This window comes from Delftia sp. WSY_22 (assembly GCF_043104185.1).
Classification (GTDB): domain Bacteria; phylum Pseudomonadota; class Gammaproteobacteria; order Burkholderiales; family Burkholderiaceae_C; genus Comamonas; species Comamonas tsuruhatensis.
Map to the genome: position 1 here is coordinate 1 of NZ_JBICKN010000043.1, position 18,752 is coordinate 18,752.

Below are 18,752 nucleotides of genomic sequence, written 5' to 3' on the forward strand. Positions count from 1 at the left end.
GGCGGAAACCAGTCGGCGAACTCGATGTCGTAGTCCTGCGTGTCTGCAGGCTGCATGGGGGAAGTGCGGAACATGCTTTGCCCCTGGTCTGTGACGTAGAAGGTGGTCATTCCTGCGGGCACGAGGAAGGTGCGGGATTCGGGCGCCTGCTCATCGAAGGGCAGGCGCTTGTGCACGGCGGGATCAATCTCGATGAAGGCCACGCCCTGGGCCTGCAGCGGCGCGCGCACCAGGCGCTGCCCACGGGCCGTGATCGCAGCCTTGGCCTGGACCAGCGCGGCCAGACGCGCCTCGACCCGCCCCTGCGTGATAACAAAGGCTTGGCTCTTGCCGTCCACAGGCGAACGCAGCCAGCGGCGCACGTAGATGCGGCCATCGGCTGTGCCACGGGCGGTGGGCGTGGATTGCAAAGGGCCACGGCGCAGCAAACGCGCCTGGGGCTTGAAGCTGGCACGCGCAGTCGCGCCCACCCCAATGCGGGCCTGCACATGGGCCGTGACCGTGGCGCTGGCACGGGCCTGAGCTGCCACTCGCCCGCGCACGGGCGGCAGCGTGACCTTGACGATGGCGCGGCCCGTGGCTGCCAGCAGGCTGCGCACATGGACCCGGCCCAGCACGCCCTCGACAGCTGCGCGCGCCACGGAATCGGCCGAGAGCTTGGCATGCACGCGGCCCAGCGGGCCGGTGAGCGCAGCGGCCGGAGCCGAGTGGACAACGGCATAGGCGAGCACTCTCCCGCCGGCACGCACACGGGCATAGCCCTTGGCGTCCACGCGGATGCTCACCACGGGATCGGAGGCCCGCCCGTTCAGCGCGAAGCCATTGAGTGCACCCCGGTTCATGGCTTACAGCAGCTGCAGCGTGAAGTCGCCTGTAAGGGCCTGGCTGTCCACCAGGAACACGTCGTTGATCTGCAGCGTGCGCGGGTTGGGCAGCGGCTCGGAATACATGAGCGTGGCCGTTCCATCGGTGGCCGAGTCACCTTCCATGATTCCGATGTGCGTGACCGTGACCTGGGCGCCCGTGACGGGCGGAAACTCCGCACGCACAGCGTTGTAGGTGGCGCCGTTGTTGGGCGCGGCAAAGGCGCCCGTGGGCACGCGCTGGTACCAGGGTGCTGCCACCTCGGTGCCGGCGGTGAAGGCGTCGGTGGGGTCCGCCGTGAACAGGGCGAAGAAGGTGTTGCGGATGGCCGGGAAGGCCTGCTTGCGCAGCGTGGCGCTGATGATCGCGTTGGCGAGGGAGGTCGAGAAACCAGCCATATCGGCTCCTATGGTTCCGAGCACTCCAGCGCCCCAGTGGAAATTGCCCGCAGTATAGGCAGGCTTGGTCACCACCGGGGATTTCTTGCGCTTACTTCTGCGCCACGGCCGTCGTTGCTGCTGCCTGGGCCTGAATGCCCAGCGCCTCGTTGTAGAGGGAACGGTGCGCCGCCGCGATGGTCGCGTTGCCGCCGAACTCGGCGTCGATGGACCAGGCACGGAACAGCACGAAGTGCCGCAGGGCGTCCATCCAGCGCTCGGGCACGCTGGGCGTTCCGCTCTCGTCGGCCAGGTCCACAGCCGCGACACCCACCATGGCGCGCACCTTGGTGCCGGCGGCCACGGGCGGATAGACCAGGAATTCCTGCGGCGTGCCCAGGTCGTGCATGTAGTGCTGCACCTCGCGGCCCGGCGAGCCTGAGCGCCAGGCGCCGGCCACGGCGTCCAGCACCCACAGGTCGGTCTTGGTGATGCGCCGCTGCGTGGCGTTGGCGTTGTTCGTGATGTCGATCAGCGTGAGCACGCCGGCCGGCAGCTCCTGCCGCCACCCGTCGGCCAGCACCAGGTCGCGCGGCTGGGCCATCTGGTCGGGCCGCTGCTCGGCAAAGGCGCGCTGCGCCGCGTTGAACCAGTCCAGCAGATCCGCGCGGGTCCAGCGGATGTGCCCCTTGTCCTGCAGGTCGCGCGCCGCGTCGTCCAGCAGCTGGGCCACGGTCAAAGCCATGATGCCCTCCCCCGCGAGCCGCGGCTGGTGTTGGAGCGCCACACGTCGGCCGTGGCGTCATCCACGGCGCGCTGGAAGAACGCCAGGGCCACGCCGGCCTGGTCGGGCTTGTAGTAGTCCGTGCCCTCGGTGGCCAGCAGTTCGGCCTTGGCACCCTCGCGGATGGCCTCATGGTAGAGCGAGGCCACCTCGTCGGGCACGCTGTTGCCGCGCAGGGACGGCATCAGCGAGGCGTAGACCTGCAGCCGGCCCGCGCTGCCCGTGCGTACTGTGAATTCGCGCAGGTTCGTCGTGACCAGGTAGAGCTTGCCGCGCAGCTCTTGCTGCCAGGGATCGGCCGGCAGGTCGCGAGCCTTGGCCACCTCCAGCGGGCGCCCGGCCAGCGTGGCGCGCTCCAGGCGCAGCAGCTCCGCGCCCTGGGGCAGCTCGAAGGTGTATTCGGCGAAGGCCTCGCCGGTCACGTCCGTGGGCTCCAACCATTCCTGCCAGGCGCGTGTGGCCTTGAGGAAGGTGCGCGCGGCGCGGTTCAGCGCCAGGTGGATGAGCGGGACCGGCGCCTTGGGGGCAGCCAGGACCAGCTCCGGCATCCAGTTCTCCCAGCTGGCCATGGTGCGATCAGCCGGTCACGTTGGAGGAGCGGGCAGCGCGGCGCACGCGGCCGGTGGGCGCAGAGTCGGATTCCTGGGGCATGCCGGTGCCGCCATCCAGGTCGTCCTCATCGTCCGGGCCCACGCCGGGCGAGAAGGTGCCGCGCGAGGACGGGGCCTTGCCGTCCTGGGCTGCGCGGCGGGCTTCGCGCTCGGCAGACATGCGCAGGAATTTCTGCTCGGCCTCGAAGTCCTCTTCGGTCTGGAAGTTGCCGGCGCGCAGGTGCTCGGCATGGGCCTCGTTCTCGACCTCGCAGGCCAGCGGCTTGCCCTCGAAAACATAGGTGGCGCCCTTGAGGCGCACGATCAGGGTTCCGTCCTTGCGTGCGGGCAGCGAAGTGAACAGCTTCATGGTTTGGTTCTCCGGGGTTCAAAAAGCCCCGGCAGCGGATGCCACCGGGGAAAAGCCCCTTGCGGGGCGCGCACACGCTGTCAGGCGTTCGTGTAGATCAGGTCCAGGGCGAAGAGGCCTGCGGCCGTGCCCGCGCCTGTGACCTTGAGGACGATGCGGCGGTCTTCGTCCTTGGGCACCAGCTTGGCAAAGGCTGCGGGCACCAGGTGCACATAGCCGCCGGCCGCGCCTGCGTCGTTGTCCGTGACCCAGGCGCCGCCGCCGTCGTCGGCCGCAGCGCTGATGTCGCCGGCCGCATCCGCCAGGCCGATGGAGGCCTTGAAGCCCGCGCCCAAGGCGGCAGGCACGCGGATGAACAGGGACACGGGCAGAGTGCCGGCGGGCAGGATGCCGATGACGCCACGGGCGCCGACTGCGTGGTCGGCCACGGCCAGGGGCTGGCCGAAGCGCGAGCGCACCAGCTCGGAGCCGCCGGGGGTGATGGGGGCCTGGTGGCCTGCGGCCACGGCACTGAGTTGCTTGAAAGCCATGTCTGACTCCTCTGATTCGTTGGGTTGGGTCAGCGCGACGCAGCGGCCGTGTCGATGCCGTAGACGCCGTGGTCCTGCTTCTCGCCCTCGATCTCGAAGACCGACTTCTTGACGCCGAAGATGGACGACGTGGTGATCACGACCTGGTTGCCGTTGTCGCGGGTTTCCTCATGCCAGCCGTAGCGCATGCCCGTGCCCGGCGAGCCGAAGGCCATTACGCCGGCCTGCGCACCCATGAACAGCGCGCGCGCCGTTTCCAGGTCGCCCGTGGCGCCATGGGTGTTGTGGCGGATCACGTTGCGGTGCGAGTGCAGCACCACGTTGCGGTACATGCCCAGCGCGCTCTTGAACAGCGGCGACTTGAAGCCCACAGCAGCGGCCGCCGCCTTTTGCAGTTCCAGCCAGCCGCCCGTGCCGGTTTCCTTGCGCAGGTCGTCTTCCTGGAAGGTGTGCATGACCATGACGAACACTTCCTCGCCATCGACCACGCAGGGCTGCATGACGGGGATGTTGGTGGCGCCGCCACCCTGGCTGTCCGCGCGAACGCGGGCACGGTCCACCACCGCCAGCGACATCTTGTCGGTGGCATCCAGGTTGGCCACCGCCGTGGCATCGCCGCCGAACAGGTGCTGGTTGGGCGTAGGCGCCGTCAGCGGGTTCTTGGCTCGGCCCTGGTAGCCCAGCGGCAGGATGAAGTTGGCATTGATGCCGCGCGAGCCAGACAGGTAGGTGAAAGTCAGTTCGTCCTGGAAGCGGCCCCACCAGTTGGCCTGCTGCTGCTTGGCGCGCATGCGCAGATCGTGCAGCGTGCGCTTGCGCGACATGCGGCCGCCCGTGTTGACGCCGCCACGCGCCTGGTCGATGTACAGCTCATCGGTGTAGAAACGCTGCCCTTCTTCCTTGCCCTCCAGCACATCGTCGCCCTCGACGGGCGCCATGCGCAACTCGGCCAGCAGGTCATAGCTGACCAGGTCACCCGCCTCGGATTCCAGATCCGTCAGCAGTTGGATTGGCGTCTTGGCGCCCTGGCCCACGGCCGCGAAGCGCTTGCCGAAGTACGAGGCCTGGGACACATCGAGAGCCAAGTCGCCAGAAAAGCGCTTGACGGCACGCGGGCTGTTCACGCCCACAACGGTCTTACCCATGGATTGCTCCTATTGTGGTAGCGAGCACTCCAGCGCCCCGGTTGAAAAAGTTCGGTGTTCAGGTTGGCAGGCTTGGTACGGGCCGCGAGGCCGCTGCGATCTTGCGAACGCAGGTATCCGGCGCCGCCGCGATCACCATGCGTGCGGCCTGCCCCTTCTTGTATTCCAGCTGGATGCGCACACCGCCCACCTCCAGCACATCGCCCGTGCGCAGCTCCATGAAGATGCGGCGCATGTCGGGCGGCGATGCAGTTGTCTGTGCCATGGGCTCCTTCACAGCGAACGCAGGTACTGCGCGCGCTTGTCTTCAGACAGGCGGCCCAGCGCGCGCTCGTAGTCCAGGCCGGTGAGCTTGTCCAGTTCGGCGAACTCGTCGCTCACGGGGTCGGCATCGCCCGCGCCGCCGGGTACGTCGGCCAGATTGGTGACCACCGCCGAGGCGTCAGGCTTGCGTCGCACGTCCGCCGGCTTCTTGGTCGTGGCAATACCATGCAGAGCCACCACGCGGCGGTGCCCCTCTTCCAGGAACCAGCGCATGGGCTTGTGCTCATTGCCGGGCGCCGCGCCCAGCGCGCGCACCATGGCGTCCAGATCCGCCTGCTTGGCCGCGTCCTTGCGGTAGTCCACGATGCCCAGCTCTGCGCTCTGGGCCGCTTCCTCGAAGAAGCCGTTGATGGTGGCGGTCCAGGCCTGGTGGGTGGACTGCTGCTGCATCTCGGCCGACACCGTGGCGCGCGTCTTCATGTCGCGCAGCAGGTCGCGCTCGTCCTGCAGGCGGTCCAGCTCCGCGTCCAGCTCGGCCTGCTCCAGCTCGCCCTCGTTGAACTTGGCGCGAGCGGCGGCCACGGCGTCCTTGTTGGCCTTCACCTGGGCGTCATAGTCGGCAGGCAGCTCTGCACGGTAGCCGCCGGCCTGCTGCGCAGTCTGCGGATTCGGTGCCGGTGCGTTGGTGGGCTGCGTGGCATCAGTGGGTTCTGCGGGCGCTGCAGCAAGAGCGGCTGCAGGCGCTGCAGCGGGCGCAGCGGTGGTTTCAGTGGGCTCGATGGGCGAGCTGGGCTCGGGCTTGCCCTTGCCCGCGTCAGCCGCGTCGTCGTCGCCCTCTTCTTCCTTTTGCGCATCGAGGGGGCCGCGCCCCAGAGCAGCCAGCGCTGCAACGTTGTCTTCCTCGGGGTCGTAGTCGTTTTCGTCGGCTTCCATGGCCTCGCGCTCGGCGTCGGACAGGAGGCGCAGGTGGTCGTCGTTCAAGCTCATGTGTGCGTCCTTTCGTGGTTCGGATCACGGCAGGGTGGCAGGCTTGGTACGGCTTTGCTAAAAGCCGGGCTTGCTGTTATACAGCTGACAACGATTGTTTCGCACATTGATAGCCCATCGTAGTGGCTGACGGAAATCTTTATTCACCACAAATGAAAATAAATCCATTTAAAGCTTTATAAAATGAATAATATCACTCAAATCAAAAGACTTATAAAAACTGCATCCAAAGAGGCAAATACACTAACTATCTCTGCTTTGTCTTTAATTGGCTTTAAGATATTAATATTAAATAGATTTCCTCAGCTATTTCCTGGCGCCTACGACATCGGAGTGATTTTCGAGGGTATATTAGCATCTATAGTTGCAAGCTACATTTTTTATTTGTTTGTTGTTCACATCAAAGAGAAATCAGACAATGAAATACTAAAACCTTATATAACTAGTCACGCTACCAAAATAGTCACAGACAGCGCAGCACAAATAAATACCATATCGCAATACAGCGGAATAATTCTGGATACCAACAATCTAAATGCACAGCATCTAGAGAATGCACTAAGCAAGTTACATCCCTATGGAGAAGCACCAATAGTTATTTCACCCAACACTGGCGAACACGCAAGTTGGATGCAGTATTTTCACTACTACAAAGAGAGCAATAGAAGGCAAATAAGAAAGCTTCTTGATCAAATACGTTTCCTGGATGCATCTTTAGTATCAGATTTAACAAAAATCGATGATTGCAACCATTTTATCGCAATGGATATTTTAATAACAGCTCACATAGGCAATGAAAACTTAAGCACTTTATCGGAGAGTATGCATGATTATCACTTGTTATGCCAGTCATTAAACAAGCACTTCATAAAATTAGGAATATCGGATTAGATTCAATTTTTCAATAATCACCTTGCTATTATAAATATAAAAAGCAAATTAATTACCATATGCGGGCCAAGTTGCGCTCAGGGTTTGGACATCAGCTGCGTGCCCTGCAGCCTTTGCCGCCATGTCTCCATACGCTGCGCGGCAGTCTTCAAATAAGACTCCGAGGGCAGTGGCGTACTCAAGGACGGCAGCAGGGGGAGCGCTGGCAAGTCGGCGGGCGGCATCTGCGGATTGCTCGCGCAGGCCGTCAGAGACAGCGCGCAACTGGTCAAGATCACGGCGCAGCAGCGCCTCGCGGGTTCGGGCAGCATTCAGCGCCTCCTGGTAGTTGGTGTTGATGGCCTTCTCGGCTTGGCGCACGCGGGCGTCGGCCGCGCGCTGTGCTGTGCTGACTGCCAACTTTTCGCCCACGGCTGCGGCGCGGGCCTCGGCCAGGTCGGCGCCCAGCCGCGCGCCCTGGTAGCTCCAAGCCAAGAACGCGGCCAGGCCGGCGGCGGCCAAATGAGTGATGGCGCGAACGCTCATTGCTGCGCGTCCATGCACGCGGCGTGCCGCGCCTGCTGGCGAGTCCAGACACCACGGCAAACCTTGTTGCCGGGCGCCGAGCAGTCGAAGCGCCACCGGGTGGGCTGCCCGCCCGCGCCCCACTGGTAGGCGCTGTAGCCCTGCAGGGGCTGGGCACTGGTCATGAAGCGATAGGCCAGGTAGGCCTGGCAAGCGCCGGCATAGTCGCCAGCCCGCGTGCGCGTCAGCATCGAGGAGCCGCGCCACGCCGCGCAGCCGTACTGACCCGCGAAGTCCACCGCCTGGGCGAACTCGTCCGGGTGCACCAGCGTGTCGCCCAGCGAGGCCCGCACGCAGGCGCCGTACTCCTGGTCCAGCAGGTTGGCAGCCAGGTCGCGCGCCCTCTCTCTTGTGATCGGCGGATCTGCCATGGTCACGTGCGTGCCGTCCTCGTAGCGTGTTGCGCCATGGCCAATGGTGGGCACATCGCCGCGCACCGGGATGATGGGGCTGGAACTGAAGCCCTCGGCAAGCATCCAGCCGGCCAGGATGGCCGCACCCACGCGCAGGCCTGCAGCAGGCACACGGCCGGTCATTGCTCGTCTCCTTCGCGGCCGCCCGCCATGCGCACGATGCGCGCGCGGTCCGTCTGGTGCTCCTGGTCCATGCGGTAGTCGCGGCGCCACTTCCAGGCAAGATGCGCCACCTGCAGGGCGATGAGGATCAGCGTGGCCACGATCACCCAAGCATTGCCCGTGAGGCCCAGGAGCGTGGCCTCCGTCTGCTGGGTGGCGACGGCGCCCGCGCTGGCGCCCACGGCAGGCGCGGACTTCACGCCGGCCAGGATCAGGTCGTTCTTGTGCTCTGCAGTCAGGCCGTTGGCCAGGCCGAGCACTTCCTTGAGGGTGTCGATGTTCATTGTTCGGCGGCCGGCTGGCTGTCGGGGGTGGGGGGAAAGCGGTTCAGTTGGGCGTCCACGGCATCGAGCCGTTCGCGGCTGGCGGCCTGGATCTGGGCCACGCGCTCGCGCGAATCGGCCTCGATGTGGGCCACCTGCAGGCGCACGTCCTGGTCGCCTTTGATCTGCAGCGTCTTGTTGGCCAGGTCGGCCTGAGCCTTGGCCAGCTTGCGGCGCGTCTCCTCCAGCTCCATGTCGGCATCGCGGCGCACGGTGGCGGCCACGCCCTCCATCTGCTGGGCCAGCGCCGGGTTGCCGCCGGCGGCGCGCAGCTGCTCGGCCTCTGCTTCCAGCTTCTCGGCGCGGGCGTTGATTTCCCGGACCTTGGCCTGCTGCTCGGCCAGCGCTTGGCGCGCGCTCTCTTGCTGCATCTGCAGGGCCTCGGCCTGGGCCTGCATCTGCTGCTGGACCTGCTGCTGCTCCTAGAGCGTGAGGGGCTTGTTGGGGTCGCGCTCGCCGGTGAGCTTGCGCAGTTCGTCGGCCACCAGGTCGTTGTTCGGCAGGTCCGAATACTCCATGGCCAGCGTCATGATGCGGATGGCCACCTCGGGCGGCAGACGGCCCGCCAGCTGGTTCAGGCTCTCGAACATGACCTGGCGCAGCGTGCCCGAATAGTCCTGCTCGGACACCACGAAGTCGGCCATGCTGGACGTGATGTCGTTCAGGTAGCGCACGCTCCCGTCTGGCTGGACCTCGGGCTGGTTGACCTTCACCCAGTCCAGCCGGCCCTTGTGGCCCGAGAGGCGAATGACCTTCTCCTCCGTGTACCACTGCTCCACCAGGCTCAGCAGCTTCTCTCCCTGGATCTGCACAGCGAAGCGCAGGTTGTCGAAGGGCTGCGTGGTCACGACCGAGCCCTGCAGTTGGCGGGCCTCGATCGCGCGGCCGCTGACGGCGTTGGTGCGCCGGCCCAGGTTCTCGTCGCTGATGCCTGCGGACTTCTGGATGGCCTGGCCGTCCAGCGTCATCATCTGCACCTGGCCGGCGGCCATCTCGCTGTCGCGGTGGACTTCGAACTTCTTGCCAGCCTTGTAGATCACCACGCCGTCCGGCTGGTTGACCTCCTCGCGCGCTTCGTTGATGTCATCGAAGGCGCCCTTCTCCGCAAAGATCTGGTTCGTGGACAGCAGGAACAGCGCCTTGCTGGCCCGTTTGTTCAGATCCATCTGCAGATCGCGCACGCGGCGCACCACCCCGTAGGGCATGCGATCCCGGCCGCGCCGGTAGCACCAGATGGGCGTCAGGCTGAAACTGTTGTGGCGCATGGGCGTTGGGCCCAGGGCCAGCAGATGGCCCTCGGTGAAGACCGCGACGTGCATGCGCATGGCGACACGCTCCACGATGGAGCCGCCGTGCGCACCAACCACGGCGCGCAGCGCATGGTCCCAGGGCTCCACGAACGAGCCCTTGAAGGGGCCGCTGGTCACCACCTGCACGGACGCCGGCATGCGGAACTGGCACTCGATCAGGCGCACGCGGCGCCGCGCCTCGCTGTCGATGTTGCCGCGTCCGCCGGCCAGGTAGCTGCCGCTGGTGCCGCTGACATGGCGCTCGCTGGTATGGCCCTGGAAGAAGAATTCGTCCTCGGCCCACTGCTGGGCGCTGAACTCCTCCTCGCGCAGCACGGCCCGCTCCAGCACGTCGCGGCGCTGCGGGTACATGGTGATGGCCACGTCCTCGTCCACCCAGCGCGTGCGGAACAGGTAGCGCGCATCGCTCAGGTCCGGCTCCATGGCCATCGAGTCCCAGAGCACATTGCGCCAGTCCTCGTACTTGTCGTAGATGATGTCCTTGGTGGGGTCGTTGCGCACGCCGGAGTCCACCCAGCCCACGCCCACCTTCACGGTGTCCTCGAAGGCGCGCGAGCGGTTGAACGTGGTGCGGTTCACGTCGCTGACGTACTTGAGCACCTTGGTCTTCACGTCGGCCAGCTGCACGTCGTCCTCGGCGCGCGGCAGCACGCTCCAGTCCACGCGCGCGCGGCGCTCCGTGCCAATGAGCCAGTCGCACATCACGGCGACCTCGTTGAACACCAGGGGCACCTGGCCGCGCTCCTCCAGCGTGGCAGCGTCGGCCGGGTCCCACTGGTCGCCGTCGTAGTAGTCGGCGTCGATGGACATCTGCAGGCGGTTCTCGGCCTGGATCTCGCGCTCACGGTAGTACCAGCTCAGGAGCTTGCGCAGCGTCTTGCGGGCCTCGGGCTGGTCCAGAGGGTGTGGCGGCGCCTCCTCGTCGGCGTCGAACTCCAGCGGCAAATCGTTCAGGATGCGCTCGCCCACGCCCGCGCGGCGGTTGAAGCGGGCCTCAAGCTGGGACATATTCGGCCCCCAGGTCCGGGATGGTCAGGGCCTCGGCCGCGATCTCCTTGCCGTCGGACTTGACCACCAGGGTGCCGAACTCCTGGCCTGGGCGCTGCCATGTGGGCTCGCTGGGCATGCTCACCAAGTCGGGCAGGCCCTCGTTGACGATGGTGGCCACGCGCACCCAGTTCGGCCGGTTGGGCTCGATGCCCAGCACCTCGCAGGCCTTGACGCAGGCGCGGGCCAGATAGGCGGGGTCATCGTAGAGATAGGCCGCGCTCTCCATCACCACGTACCACGGGGCTTTGGGGCGGTAGGCCGGGATCAGGACCAGTGCGCGCTCGGCATTGATCCAGGTGTAGACGGCCAGCAAGTCCCCATGCTGGCGGTGAAGGTGCGCTTTGCGCAGGTCGATACATGCAGGCATGCCCGCGAAAGTGGCAGGCTTGGTACGGGATCAGCGTGCCATGCCGCCCGCGCGTCGCCTGAGAGGCACAGCGCCCGCAGTGTCGTTGTCCATCAGCGGCAGGGCCATGTTGATGTAGCGCCACACGTCTGCGCCGTGGCTGGCGTCATCGTGCAGCGGCGGCCCCGGCTCGCCCGTGCGCGGGTCGATCTGGCGCTTGTACCGGCTCAGGCAGTCCAGCAGCTTGGCGCAGCGCTGGGCATCGATGTAGGCCGAGGAGAAGATGCCGCGCGCCAGGCGGATGCCCGACTCCAGGCCCGCGCGCTCCAGCACCTCGACCTCGCGGCCCATGTCCTCCAGGATCTGCTGGGCCGTCTGCCCGGTCTTGAAGTCGCCGTGGGCGCCGTCGTGCGGCAGGAAGTCCGTGCCCCAGCGGTACGGCAGCTTCTCCATCTGCTCCACGTACCACTCCAGCGTCTTCTGGTTGTCCTGCATGAAGTTGATGACGCGGAAATCCATGGCCGTGCGCTGCACGAAGGCGATGGCCATGTTGTCGGCCCAGCCCAAGTCCCAGACCGTGTGCACGGGCAGCTTGGGGTTGTAGGGCACCAGGCACACGCGGTCGTCGTTGTACAGGCGCTCCACCTCCTTCGCGTAGATCGCGCCGGCCAGGGTGCGCTTGGGGCGGCCCTCCCAGATGTTCCAGTAGGTGTCCGGGTCGCGCTTGAAGTGCCGGCGGCGTTCTTTCTCCAGCACCTCGGGGAACCAGGGGTTGTCCCGCCAGTTGATTTCGCAAAGCCAGGTGTCGCTGTCGGCGGCCTCGATGAACCGGGCATAGGTGGCGTCCGTGGCCAGGTCCGGGTTCAGCGTGAGCCAGATTTCCGAGCCAGGCCGGCGGAGGGTCGGCACCAGGACCTCCCAGCTGCGCGCGCTGACGCTCTGGGCCTCTTCCACCCACACGATGTCGATGGCCTCATAGGACTTAATCGAGTCCACCGTGTGGCTCTGCAGGCCCGCGAACAGGATCAGCGTGCCGTTGGCCCCGCGGATCTCCGTGTCCAGCACCTCGTAGAAGCCGCCCAGGCCCAGCGTCGCAATCTGGTCGGACAGCAGGCGGTGCACCGAATCCCGCATGGACTTCTGGATCTCGCGCGCGCACAGGATGCGCAGCGGGCGATTGCTGCCCATCACCAGCAGGGCCATGGCCACAGACCAGGACTTGGCCCCGCCGCGCCCGCCGTACATGACCTTGAAGCGCTTGGGCTGGAACAGGCCGCGCAGCTTCGAGGGGAACTCGACACGAACGCGCGAGCGGTCTACCTCGTAGTCCTCGGCAAAGTCCGGCTCCTCATCAGCCGGGTGCGCGGCCTGCATGCTGTCGGACAGCAGGTTCATGCGCCTTCCTCGTCTCGCGGATCGTGCTCGCGCGCCGGCGCATCCACGAAGTGCAGCTCGAAGTGGCCCACGTTGCCGCCGCCGTTCGGCCCCTTGCCCGCGTCCTTGTCGTTCATGCCGAAGGCCTGGCGCTCCATGTCCACCACGATGCGCAGGCTCTCGGCCAGCACCTTCATGGTCTTGGAGCGCTCCGGCAGGCTGATGACCTTCTGGTACAGGTCGTTCAGCTTGTCCATGCCGTTGTCGTCGGGCGCGCGCAGCATCTCGCCCAGCTCCTGCAGATAGGCCACCGTGTCCGCATCCGCCATCTGCTCCAGCTCATCCAGCAGCGCATTGGTGATCTTGCGCGCCCGCTGGATGTCCCGCCTGTGCGCCAGCCGGATCGTGGCCACAGCCTGCGCATTCGCGTCCACCACCTCACGCTCCGACGCAGTACGCTCCGCGCGTACCTCGCTGCGTACCGCCTCCTTGCGTACCAGCTGCTCTGCCTTCTCCTGAATGCGCTCCGACAGGTCCCGGCTCCAGTCATCACGCTTGGCCCGCTTGCGGATCGCCCCCTCGCTGATGCCCTGCTCTGCTGCGATCTGCCTCAGGCTCTTGATGCCGGCCCTGTAGTCCAGCTCGATGCGCTCCCACTGGGGGGACTGCTTGTGTTCCTTGCTCATCCGCCCGAAGCTGGCAGGCTTGGGACGGCACTCCGCAAAGCAACCCTGAGGAAGCAGCTCTGTCGCAGGGCATACAGGCGTACTGCGCTGAATACGAGCCCTGTGCCGATCCTGGCGCGGAGTCCTGATGACACGTGACATAAAACAAGGCCCGCATTTGCGGGCCCTGCTTCCATCACAGACTAGTTACTGCGCCTACTCCAACCTCAAGGGAGCAACGATCGGCGAGGGTAGGCCAATCTGAGATGCCGCGACGGGCTGCAGCAGCCAGCCGTACTGCCCTCCCGTAGAGGTTCCGCAACTCGAATTGTCGAACCCTGTGATACCTGTCGGAAGAACGGACACTACCGTTCCGTTGGACTGAGGTGTCGCCGACGTCACCATGAATGAACTCAGCGAAAGCGACCATACAACCGTCTTGGCGTAGATGGAACTTGCCGTCGAGGGACTACCAGAATTCAAGTACGCTTCACCAGAACAGTTGCCTGGGCCCGTGCCCTTATAGTAAATCTGGGAGTTGGGAAGCGTCCCATCCCACGACATCACCATCAGGTGGCCGGTGCTGGTCACTAGGGTGATGCTGTTTCGCGCCGCGCTCACCACCTTACCCAGGGTCACATTGTTGGCGTCAACCAAAGTCACGCCACCGCCGGCAGGACCAGCAGGCCCTGTCGCGCCCGTGGCACCGGTCTCGCCTTGAATACCCTGGGGACCCGTCGCACCCACATTGCCCGAAGCTCCTGTGGTGCCGGGTACACCCTGGACGCCTTGTATACCCTGCAAGCCCTGAGGACCCTGCGGACCTACGGCACCGGTATTGCCCGTGGGGCCGGTGGCACCCGTGGCGCCCGTCGCACCTGTTGGGCCTGTCGCTCCTGTCTCACCAGTAGCGCCCGTCTGACCCGTGGCTCCCGTCACGCCCGTGGCGCCTGTCGGCCCCGTTACGCCTGTCGCTCCAGTAACACCTGTCGAGCCCGTGGCTCCCGTCGCCCCTGCGCCTGTAGGACCCACGGGACCGATAGCCCCTGTGGCGCCAGTGGGTCCTGTTGCCCCCGTCGCACCCGTGGCTCCTGCGCCAATGCCTGGAGCGCAATGCACCAGTTGTCCCGTCACGCCATCGACACACAGCAGCTGGCTGCCAGTGGCTGTATCGGCCGGCAAAGCCGGAACCACGACTTCACCTGTGTTCTGTACACGCAGACGCTCGGCCCCTGCCGAATTTTTGATAATGAAATTTCCGCCTGGAGGCATGGTGATGCTGACATCAGCAGCGTGCGCGACAGGCGCGAGGAAGCCAGCGCTCAGGCACAAAGCAAAAATCAGGCGAGAAGGTACGTTGATTTCTTTACGGGACATAGTTCAGCTGCCGTTGAGATAAAAGCACTTGGGCACCCTGCGCCAGACCTACGAGCCCAGGATGAAGAGAGAGAATGAACAGCTCAGAGTGTTGTACGGCTACGACGTTGGCGAGCCAGGGCCAGACCACCAAGCATCAAGCTCATCAACATCAGCCCATAGGTACTGAGCGTGGGGATGCTTGCCGGAGAAGTCACCACCGGTGCCCCGATCTGCACATTTCCAGGTACGGCGCTACCGCTGGGATTCGACAACGTGGCGCCAGGCCCCATCGTGACGACGGCAGTGCCAGGGCCAGACGAAGTCAGCACGACCGGCCGACCAGGAGTGCCGAGAGTCAGCGTTCCAAGAACCGTCAGGTTGGTACCCGCCGGCAAGACGATGGTGGGCGGGGTGGCTGTGGTGCTGATCAGCGTGAGATCTTTCACGATGAGGTTTCCACTCAGTTGAAGAACAGAACCGGGCGCACAGCTGTCCGACAGGACCACGCTGCTGGCTCCCAAATTCAGAGGGACGGTGCTCGTAAGGTCCCCGCTGACGTTCAGTTGCCCCCCTGTCCCAGTGACCGTAGCCCCTGAGTCGAAAGCGAACGAGCCGGTGTCAAAACTCCCCGTACCCAAAGTCAACTCGCCCTGCATGATGACCGCCGTGCAAGGAAGCTGAAAAGAGCCTCCAGCAAGATCAATACTGCTCCCCTGCGGCACGACCATCTGCCCCCATGCCGATCCACACACCGCTGCGCTCAGAACCAGCGAAGCAAAGCTACGCTTACCCAGTCCTACCATTTGATGATCTCCGCGACGGGGCGTTATGCCCCTAAGTTTTCAAGCGGGCACGCAACCTCCTTGGTGCAGGCCCCACCGCAGGATCATCAGATACAAAATAGCATTTAGTTAACAAAAATTAACAATTGATAGCCTCATTTCATTTATCGAAAACTATTAACTATTAGTGTGCTACCCAAATGCGTGCTCTCTGTATGCGTAGATGTCGCCCGCCTGGGGCTGGCCTTCCCGTTGTCGTGGTCATGTTGTCGATCCTTCTCTCAGTCTGTAGCGATGCACTGGCTTGCGCGCCGGCAGCTCCGTGAGCCGGCTTTCCACTTGGCACTCGCGCACCAAGTACTGCAGCGCCCAATCGATCTCCCCCTTGCTGCGGCCCAGGGCCAGGACCAGCTCGGCATGGAAAAACCAGCGCCCGGGGGCCTGGCGTAGAAACCGCAGCAGCACGTCGGTGCCACTGCCCGGGCGGATGACGCCCGCAGGACGCGGGTTGTTGTGCCGTGCCCCCTCCTCGTGCCAGCCCTCCAGCTGGCCAGCCATCCAGTCCATGCAGCTCAAGCGGGGCCACCTTCTTGTTTTCGCGTGTCGTCGCGGTTCATCTTCGCGGCCTTGGTTTCCAAGATGGTCCTCTTTCAAAAATCCAGAATCGGCGTGGCGTTGAGCAGGCCCAGCGCCCACAGCACAGCGGCGCGGTCGCGGGCATCTATGTTCGGGGCGTAGGCCAGCGCGCGCCATGCCAGGACCTGGCGCAGATGCGCGGCCATGAACGCGGCTTCCTTGCGCGCGGCAGGCGCAGGCCCCTGGTCAAGCCAGGAATGGCACGCGGCACAGCCCCAGACGCTGTAGTGGTCGTCTGCCTTCCTGCGCTCCCCCTTCCCGTGGATGGACAGATTGCTGTGGCAGCAGACCACGGTGGTGGTGTCCTTCGTGCAGATCCCCGGTACCAGCAGCAGGCACTGCTGACCCTTGGCCAGGGCACGCAGGCGCGGGTTGCGCTGGGCCACCGTCTTCGGCGCGGGCACGACCTGGTGCTGATCGATGAGCGCCACAGTGGCAGCGCGCGGCCGGGCCTCGGCCATGGCGCGGGCAGCACGGGCCTCCAGGCGCTGCTCGCGCGCCAGCTCGTGGGCAGCATGGGACGCAGGAGCGGCCCGCAGGCGGAACCCTGCCCCGCCGGACTTGAAGGCAGTGCGGCGCATCAGGGAGACACCCCGCCAATCACCTCGCCCGTGTCCGGGTGGGTCTGCTCGCGCTCCCACTCCTCAAACGTGGCCGGGAACTCGACCTTCAAGTCATCGATGGCGTGAGCCATCACCCGGTCAATCAAGTCCGCGTACTCGCGCACGTTCAGGCTTTCCGTGCTGATGCGCTCCTGCGTGGTGGTCGTGGCGCCGCTGATCGGGTCATGGTGCGTCACCGCACGGCTGCCCAGGTACTCGGCGCGGAAGTGCTCCTTCCAGGTGGCCTTCGAGTGCCGGCGGCCGTCGATGACCACCTGGCGCGCGATCTCGGCCAGCACGAAGTCGTGATAGAAAACGCGCTGCCTGTCGGTCTTGGCGTCCTCGTGCAGACGCACGAACACCTCCAGCCTGCGGCCAGCCTCCCACTGCTGCATGCACCAGGGCGCCACGCGCTGCAGGAAGTTGGCCCGGGCCTGCTCGGGGCCGTCCCAGTGAGCGTGCAGGGCAATCTCAGCCATGGCGCACTCCCCGAAGATCCGCAGCGCGGCGGAATGGCCAGGCCACCATGGCCGCATCGCGGCTGTGCTCGTTGCTCGGGCCCGTCCAGCCCGTGATCGCGGCGAAGCGCTTCGCATCCAGCTTGCCGCCCTTCCCTGCCGGGCTGACGCCGTGGGCAGGGATGCCCAGATCTGCGCAGTGCGCCGTGATGTCCGCACAGCGCGCGTCCACCTGCCCCACATTGCGCGCCATCTTGGCGCTGGCGGCGCCGGTCTTGCCGCGCGTCCAGGTATGCGACTGCAGCCGGCTGTCTTCGAAGACCACGCGCGACGGCATGCGTGCGGCCAGCGTGCGCTCGATGTGGTGCGGCGGAATCGTCAGCAGCTCCACCAGCTGGCCGTCCACGAACACGGCCACGCCCGTATTGGCTCCAGGGTCCATTCCAAGGATCACGCTCATGCCCGCGCCCTCCCTGGGATCAGCGCGGTGAACATGCCACCCTCCTCACGCCATGTCTCGTTCCTGCGGATCTGCCCGATGGTGGGCTTGGAGACGCCGTAGCGGTCCGCCAGGACTGCCTCTGGTTCATTGCTCGCGCGGATGGCTCGCACTTTTTCGATGTCCAGCTTGCCCCGCGCGGCTTGTTGGGCGCGGGCAATGCGCAGCTTTGTCAGCGGCGTGAGGCTGCGCCCACGCGACTTGTCCGCGCGCGTTCCCAGCTTCATGTGCTCGTAGGCCACGCATGCGGGATCGTCACAACCAGCGCGCACGGTCTGCTGCAGGCCCAGCGGGCCGCGCTTGATCGCCCAGACCACGCGGCGTGCGGATGTGACCGGCCCGTCCGGGCCAAAGCGCACCATGGGGCCGCGGCGCGGGTCGATATAGCCAGTCCAGACCAGGCACCCGTCCACGGTGCGCTTGCACTTGCCCTCGATCAGCTGCAGGCGCAGCTCGTCGGGCATCACCCAATCGGTGACCACGTAGTGCGGGAACCGATCCAGTTGGATCAGGCGGATGAGGCCCTGCCCCATCAGCTCATCGATGATGGCGCGCAACTGGGCGCGGGCCGGATCGGACATGGTGCCGGCCAGGGCGGCGTACTGCACCGGGCCGGCCTCAATAGTGGCCAGCACCTGGTCGCGGTCGAATTCAAACCTGCGGGTCATTGGGTGTTCCTGAGAGCGAAGTGGTAGACGCCGAACCCATCAGGGCCGGTGCTTTCGGGGCGGACGCGGCCGACGCGCACGGCTGCCTCGGCCTCCACCTGGTTGACGGGGATCTCACGGCCGCGCTGGACCGCGTAGAAGCGGAACCCGGGCCGGTAGCGCAGCACGGCGCCGGTCTTGAGCAGCTGCAGCAGGGTCATCGCGGCCAGCCCTCCATGCCCAGGGCCTGCATTGCGGCGCGGATGGCCGTGCGCGTCAGCGTCTGGTCGCCGGCCTGCACGCGCGCCACGATGCGGCGGGCCCAGTCCTTGCCATCGCCCTGCGGCTCGATCTGGACGTGCACAGGCGCCGCGTTGGGCGCCGGCAGTGCCAGCCAACCCTGCTCCTCTGCGTGCGTCCTGCGCGGCGTGGCAGCCCTGCACATGGCCTCAAACTGCGGCAGGTGCGGCGGATAGTCCGGGTGCTCTGCCGTCAGGCGTGCGACAGCGGACTCGATCACGTCCGGCGAGTACTTGGCCAGCGTTGTGCGCCAGACCCGCATTGCGGCGCGCACGCCCAGGTCACGGCCTTGGTCGTCCAGCACGCCCGTGGCGAACTTGCTCAGGAACAACGACCCGTAGCAGCCCTGCATCACGAGGAACAGGTTCTTCACGGCCGGGTTCGCGGCGGCCTGGTCCGCCGGCTCTCGCGCACCATCGCGCAGCGCTGCCGGTGCCAGCGCAGAAATTTTTTGCATTGC

27 protein-coding genes are annotated in these 18,752 nt (G+C 65.6%); 2 read left to right on the forward strand and 25 right to left on the reverse strand.

What is annotated here, in order from left to right:
* The 9 genes from ACF8NF_RS20370 to ACF8NF_RS20410 form a co-directional block, all read right to left on the reverse strand.
* A partial coding sequence (locus tag ACF8NF_RS20370; RefSeq protein ID WP_392451153.1) for a hypothetical protein occupies window positions 1-842 on the reverse strand: 842 nt, incomplete at its 3' end.
* 3 nt (window positions 843-845) lie between these two features.
* Window positions 846-1,262, reverse strand: coding sequence for a hypothetical protein (locus ACF8NF_RS20375; protein ID WP_272206426.1), 417 nt, complete (start codon window positions 1,260-1,262; stop codon window positions 846-848).
* Between the two features lie 91 nt (window positions 1,263-1,353).
* A complete protein-coding gene (locus ACF8NF_RS20380; protein WP_392451154.1) occupies window positions 1,354-1,986 on the reverse strand; it encodes a DUF6682 family protein in 633 nt (210 codons plus the stop codon).
* On the reverse strand, window positions 1,977-2,573 hold the full coding sequence (locus ACF8NF_RS20385) for a hypothetical protein (RefSeq protein ID WP_392451155.1): 597 nt from the start codon (window positions 2,571-2,573) through the stop codon (window positions 1,977-1,979). The genes ACF8NF_RS20380 and ACF8NF_RS20385 overlap by 10 nt, the downstream gene beginning before the upstream one ends.
* Before the next feature lie 28 nt (window positions 2,574-2,601).
* The gene (locus tag ACF8NF_RS20390; protein WP_392451156.1) at window positions 2,602-2,985 is read right to left on the reverse strand and encodes a hypothetical protein; all 384 of its coding nucleotides are present in this window, start codon (window positions 2,983-2,985) and stop codon (window positions 2,602-2,604) included.
* An 80-nt stretch (window positions 2,986-3,065) separates the two neighbouring features.
* A complete protein-coding gene (locus ACF8NF_RS20395; protein WP_126313070.1) occupies window positions 3,066-3,515 on the reverse strand; it encodes a hypothetical protein in 450 nt (149 codons plus the stop codon).
* A gap of 29 nt (window positions 3,516-3,544) precedes the next feature.
* Complete coding sequence (locus tag ACF8NF_RS20400; protein ID WP_209803153.1) at window positions 3,545-4,660, reverse strand: N4-gp56 family major capsid protein; 1,116 nt, start codon at window positions 4,658-4,660, stop codon at window positions 3,545-3,547.
* 58 nt (window positions 4,661-4,718) lie between these two features.
* Entirely contained in the window at window positions 4,719-4,925 is a 207-nt protein-coding gene (locus ACF8NF_RS20405; RefSeq protein ID WP_392451158.1) for a hypothetical protein, read from the reverse strand.
* Window positions 4,926-4,933: 8 nt separating this feature from the next.
* Window positions 4,934-5,911 carry a hypothetical protein gene (locus ACF8NF_RS20410; RefSeq protein ID WP_392451159.1) on the reverse strand — a complete coding sequence of 326 codons (978 nt, stop codon included), beginning with the start codon at window positions 5,909-5,911 and terminating at the stop codon, window positions 4,934-4,936.
* A 183-nt stretch (window positions 5,912-6,094) separates the two neighbouring features.
* On the opposite strand from ACF8NF_RS20410, the gene ACF8NF_RS20415 reads away from it, so the two are divergent.
* Window positions 6,095-6,802, forward strand: a complete 708-nt coding sequence (locus ACF8NF_RS20415) for a hypothetical protein (RefSeq protein ID WP_392451160.1) — start codon at window positions 6,095-6,097, stop codon at window positions 6,800-6,802.
* A gap of 48 nt (window positions 6,803-6,850) precedes the next feature.
* Here ACF8NF_RS20415 and ACF8NF_RS20420 read toward each other — a convergent pair whose 3' ends face one another.
* From ACF8NF_RS20420 to ACF8NF_RS20455, 8 genes are all read right to left on the reverse strand, one after another.
* A complete protein-coding gene (locus ACF8NF_RS20420) occupies window positions 6,851-7,327 on the reverse strand; it encodes a hypothetical protein (RefSeq protein WP_392451161.1) in 477 nt (158 codons plus the stop codon).
* Window positions 7,324-7,902 (reverse strand): glycoside hydrolase family protein, encoded by a 579-nt coding sequence (locus ACF8NF_RS20425; RefSeq protein WP_392451162.1) that lies wholly within the window; start codon window positions 7,900-7,902, stop codon window positions 7,324-7,326. The genes ACF8NF_RS20420 and ACF8NF_RS20425 overlap by 4 nt, the downstream gene beginning before the upstream one ends.
* Window positions 7,899-8,225, reverse strand: coding sequence for a hypothetical protein (locus ACF8NF_RS20430; protein ID WP_051940719.1), 327 nt, complete (start codon window positions 8,223-8,225; stop codon window positions 7,899-7,901). The genes ACF8NF_RS20425 and ACF8NF_RS20430 overlap by 4 nt, the downstream gene beginning before the upstream one ends.
* Entirely contained in the window at window positions 8,222-8,662 is a 441-nt protein-coding gene (locus ACF8NF_RS20435; protein WP_392451163.1) for a hypothetical protein, read from the reverse strand. Before ACF8NF_RS20435 ends, ACF8NF_RS20430 begins: the two co-directional genes overlap by 4 nt.
* A 24-nt stretch (window positions 8,663-8,686) precedes the next feature.
* A complete protein-coding gene (locus ACF8NF_RS20440; protein ID WP_392451164.1) occupies window positions 8,687-10,582 on the reverse strand; it encodes a hypothetical protein in 1,896 nt (631 codons plus the stop codon).
* Window positions 10,569-10,937 (reverse strand): hypothetical protein, encoded by a 369-nt coding sequence (locus ACF8NF_RS20445; protein WP_241150365.1) that lies wholly within the window; start codon window positions 10,935-10,937, stop codon window positions 10,569-10,571. Before ACF8NF_RS20445 ends, ACF8NF_RS20440 begins: the two co-directional genes overlap by 14 nt.
* Before the next feature lie 84 nt (window positions 10,938-11,021).
* Window positions 11,022-12,365, reverse strand: coding sequence for a PBSX family phage terminase large subunit (locus ACF8NF_RS20450; protein WP_392451165.1), 1,344 nt, complete (start codon window positions 12,363-12,365; stop codon window positions 11,022-11,024).
* Entirely contained in the window at window positions 12,362-13,030 is a 669-nt protein-coding gene (locus ACF8NF_RS20455) for a hypothetical protein (protein ID WP_267178334.1), read from the reverse strand. The genes ACF8NF_RS20450 and ACF8NF_RS20455 overlap by 4 nt, the downstream gene beginning before the upstream one ends.
* Window positions 13,031-14,122: 1,092 nt before the next feature.
* On the opposite strand from ACF8NF_RS20455, the gene ACF8NF_RS20460 reads away from it, so the two are divergent.
* Window positions 14,123-14,464, forward strand: a complete 342-nt coding sequence (locus ACF8NF_RS20460; protein ID WP_212646226.1) for a hypothetical protein — start codon at window positions 14,123-14,125, stop codon at window positions 14,462-14,464.
* 5 nt (window positions 14,465-14,469) lie between these two features.
* On the opposite strand, the gene ACF8NF_RS20465 is transcribed toward ACF8NF_RS20460, so the two are convergent.
* From ACF8NF_RS20465 to ACF8NF_RS20500, 8 genes are all read right to left on the reverse strand, one after another.
* A complete protein-coding gene (locus ACF8NF_RS20465; protein WP_227472676.1) occupies window positions 14,470-14,814 on the reverse strand; it encodes an IPTL-CTERM sorting domain-containing protein in 345 nt (114 codons plus the stop codon).
* 597 nt (window positions 14,815-15,411) lie between these two features.
* Window positions 15,412-15,717 carry a hypothetical protein gene (locus ACF8NF_RS20470; RefSeq protein WP_199135433.1) on the reverse strand — a complete coding sequence of 102 codons (306 nt, stop codon included), beginning with the start codon at window positions 15,715-15,717 and terminating at the stop codon, window positions 15,412-15,414.
* Between the two features lie 83 nt (window positions 15,718-15,800).
* Entirely contained in the window at window positions 15,801-16,367 is a 567-nt protein-coding gene (locus ACF8NF_RS20475; RefSeq protein ID WP_392451166.1) for a nuclease domain-containing protein, read from the reverse strand.
* Complete coding sequence (locus tag ACF8NF_RS20480; protein ID WP_392451167.1) at window positions 16,367-16,867, reverse strand: recombination protein NinB; 501 nt, start codon at window positions 16,865-16,867, stop codon at window positions 16,367-16,369. The genes ACF8NF_RS20475 and ACF8NF_RS20480 overlap by 1 nt, the downstream gene beginning before the upstream one ends.
* The gene (locus ACF8NF_RS20485) at window positions 16,860-17,306 is read right to left on the reverse strand and encodes a hypothetical protein (RefSeq protein ID WP_392451168.1); all 447 of its coding nucleotides are present in this window, start codon (window positions 17,304-17,306) and stop codon (window positions 16,860-16,862) included. Before ACF8NF_RS20485 ends, ACF8NF_RS20480 begins: the two co-directional genes overlap by 8 nt.
* Entirely contained in the window at window positions 17,303-18,013 is a 711-nt protein-coding gene (locus ACF8NF_RS20490) for a hypothetical protein (protein ID WP_392451169.1), read from the reverse strand. Before ACF8NF_RS20490 ends, ACF8NF_RS20485 begins: the two co-directional genes overlap by 4 nt.
* Complete coding sequence (locus tag ACF8NF_RS20495; RefSeq protein WP_392451170.1) at window positions 18,010-18,213, reverse strand: hypothetical protein; 204 nt, start codon at window positions 18,211-18,213, stop codon at window positions 18,010-18,012. The genes ACF8NF_RS20490 and ACF8NF_RS20495 overlap by 4 nt, the downstream gene beginning before the upstream one ends.
* Window positions 18,210-18,749, reverse strand: coding sequence for a hypothetical protein (locus ACF8NF_RS20500; protein ID WP_392451171.1), 540 nt, complete (start codon window positions 18,747-18,749; stop codon window positions 18,210-18,212). Before ACF8NF_RS20500 ends, ACF8NF_RS20495 begins: the two co-directional genes overlap by 4 nt.
* Window positions 18,750-18,752: the final 3 nt, after the last annotated feature.

Bases quoted from the DNA above. Each gene is read 5' to 3' on its own strand.
- ACF8NF_RS20375 (WP_272206426.1), bottom strand. From the start codon at position 1,262: ATGGCTGGTTTCTCGACCTCCCTCGCCAACGCGATCATCAGCGCCACG.
- ACF8NF_RS20380 (WP_392451154.1), bottom strand. From the start codon at position 1,986: ATGGCTTTGACCGTGGCCCAGCTGCTGGACGACGCGGCGCGCGACCTG.
- ACF8NF_RS20385 (WP_392451155.1), bottom strand. From the start codon at position 2,573: ATGCCGGAGCTGGTCCTGGCTGCCCCCAAGGCGCCGGTCCCGCTCATC.
- ACF8NF_RS20390 (WP_392451156.1), bottom strand. From the start codon at position 2,985: ATGAAGCTGTTCACTTCGCTGCCCGCACGCAAGGACGGAACCCTGATC.
- ACF8NF_RS20395 (WP_126313070.1), bottom strand. From the start codon at position 3,515: ATGGCTTTCAAGCAACTCAGTGCCGTGGCCGCAGGCCACCAGGCCCCC.
- ACF8NF_RS20400 (WP_209803153.1), bottom strand. From the start codon at position 4,660: ATGGGTAAGACCGTTGTGGGCGTGAACAGCCCGCGTGCCGTCAAGCGC.
- ACF8NF_RS20405 (WP_392451158.1), bottom strand. From the start codon at position 4,925: ATGGCACAGACAACTGCATCGCCGCCCGACATGCGCCGCATCTTCATG.
- ACF8NF_RS20410 (WP_392451159.1), bottom strand. From the start codon at position 5,911: ATGAGCTTGAACGACGACCACCTGCGCCTCCTGTCCGACGCCGAGCGC.
- ACF8NF_RS20415 (WP_392451160.1), top strand. From the start codon at position 6,095: ATGAATAATATCACTCAAATCAAAAGACTTATAAAAACTGCATCCAAA.
- ACF8NF_RS20420 (WP_392451161.1), bottom strand. From the start codon at position 7,327: ATGAGCGTTCGCGCCATCACTCATTTGGCCGCCGCCGGCCTGGCCGCG.
- ACF8NF_RS20425 (WP_392451162.1), bottom strand. From the start codon at position 7,902: ATGACCGGCCGTGTGCCTGCTGCAGGCCTGCGCGTGGGTGCGGCCATC.
- ACF8NF_RS20430 (WP_051940719.1), bottom strand. From the start codon at position 8,225: ATGAACATCGACACCCTCAAGGAAGTGCTCGGCCTGGCCAACGGCCTG.
- ACF8NF_RS20435 (WP_392451163.1), bottom strand. From the start codon at position 8,662: ATGCAGGCCCAGGCCGAGGCCCTGCAGATGCAGCAAGAGAGCGCGCGC.
- ACF8NF_RS20440 (WP_392451164.1), bottom strand. From the start codon at position 10,582: ATGTCCCAGCTTGAGGCCCGCTTCAACCGCCGCGCGGGCGTGGGCGAG.
- ACF8NF_RS20450 (WP_392451165.1), bottom strand. From the start codon at position 12,365: ATGAACCTGCTGTCCGACAGCATGCAGGCCGCGCACCCGGCTGATGAG.
- ACF8NF_RS20455 (WP_267178334.1), bottom strand. From the start codon at position 13,030: ATGAGCAAGGAACACAAGCAGTCCCCCCAGTGGGAGCGCATCGAGCTG.
- ACF8NF_RS20460 (WP_212646226.1), top strand. From the start codon at position 14,123: ATGCACCAGTTGTCCCGTCACGCCATCGACACACAGCAGCTGGCTGCC.
- ACF8NF_RS20470 (WP_199135433.1), bottom strand. From the start codon at position 15,717: ATGGACTGGATGGCTGGCCAGCTGGAGGGCTGGCACGAGGAGGGGGCA.
- ACF8NF_RS20475 (WP_392451166.1), bottom strand. From the start codon at position 16,367: ATGCGCCGCACTGCCTTCAAGTCCGGCGGGGCAGGGTTCCGCCTGCGG.
- ACF8NF_RS20480 (WP_392451167.1), bottom strand. From the start codon at position 16,867: ATGGCTGAGATTGCCCTGCACGCTCACTGGGACGGCCCCGAGCAGGCC.
- ACF8NF_RS20485 (WP_392451168.1), bottom strand. From the start codon at position 17,306: ATGAGCGTGATCCTTGGAATGGACCCTGGAGCCAATACGGGCGTGGCC.
- ACF8NF_RS20490 (WP_392451169.1), bottom strand. From the start codon at position 18,013: ATGACCCGCAGGTTTGAATTCGACCGCGACCAGGTGCTGGCCACTATT.
- ACF8NF_RS20495 (WP_392451170.1), bottom strand. From the start codon at position 18,213: ATGACCCTGCTGCAGCTGCTCAAGACCGGCGCCGTGCTGCGCTACCGG.
- ACF8NF_RS20500 (WP_392451171.1), bottom strand. From the start codon at position 18,749: ATGCAAAAAATTTCTGCGCTGGCACCGGCAGCGCTGCGCGATGGTGCG.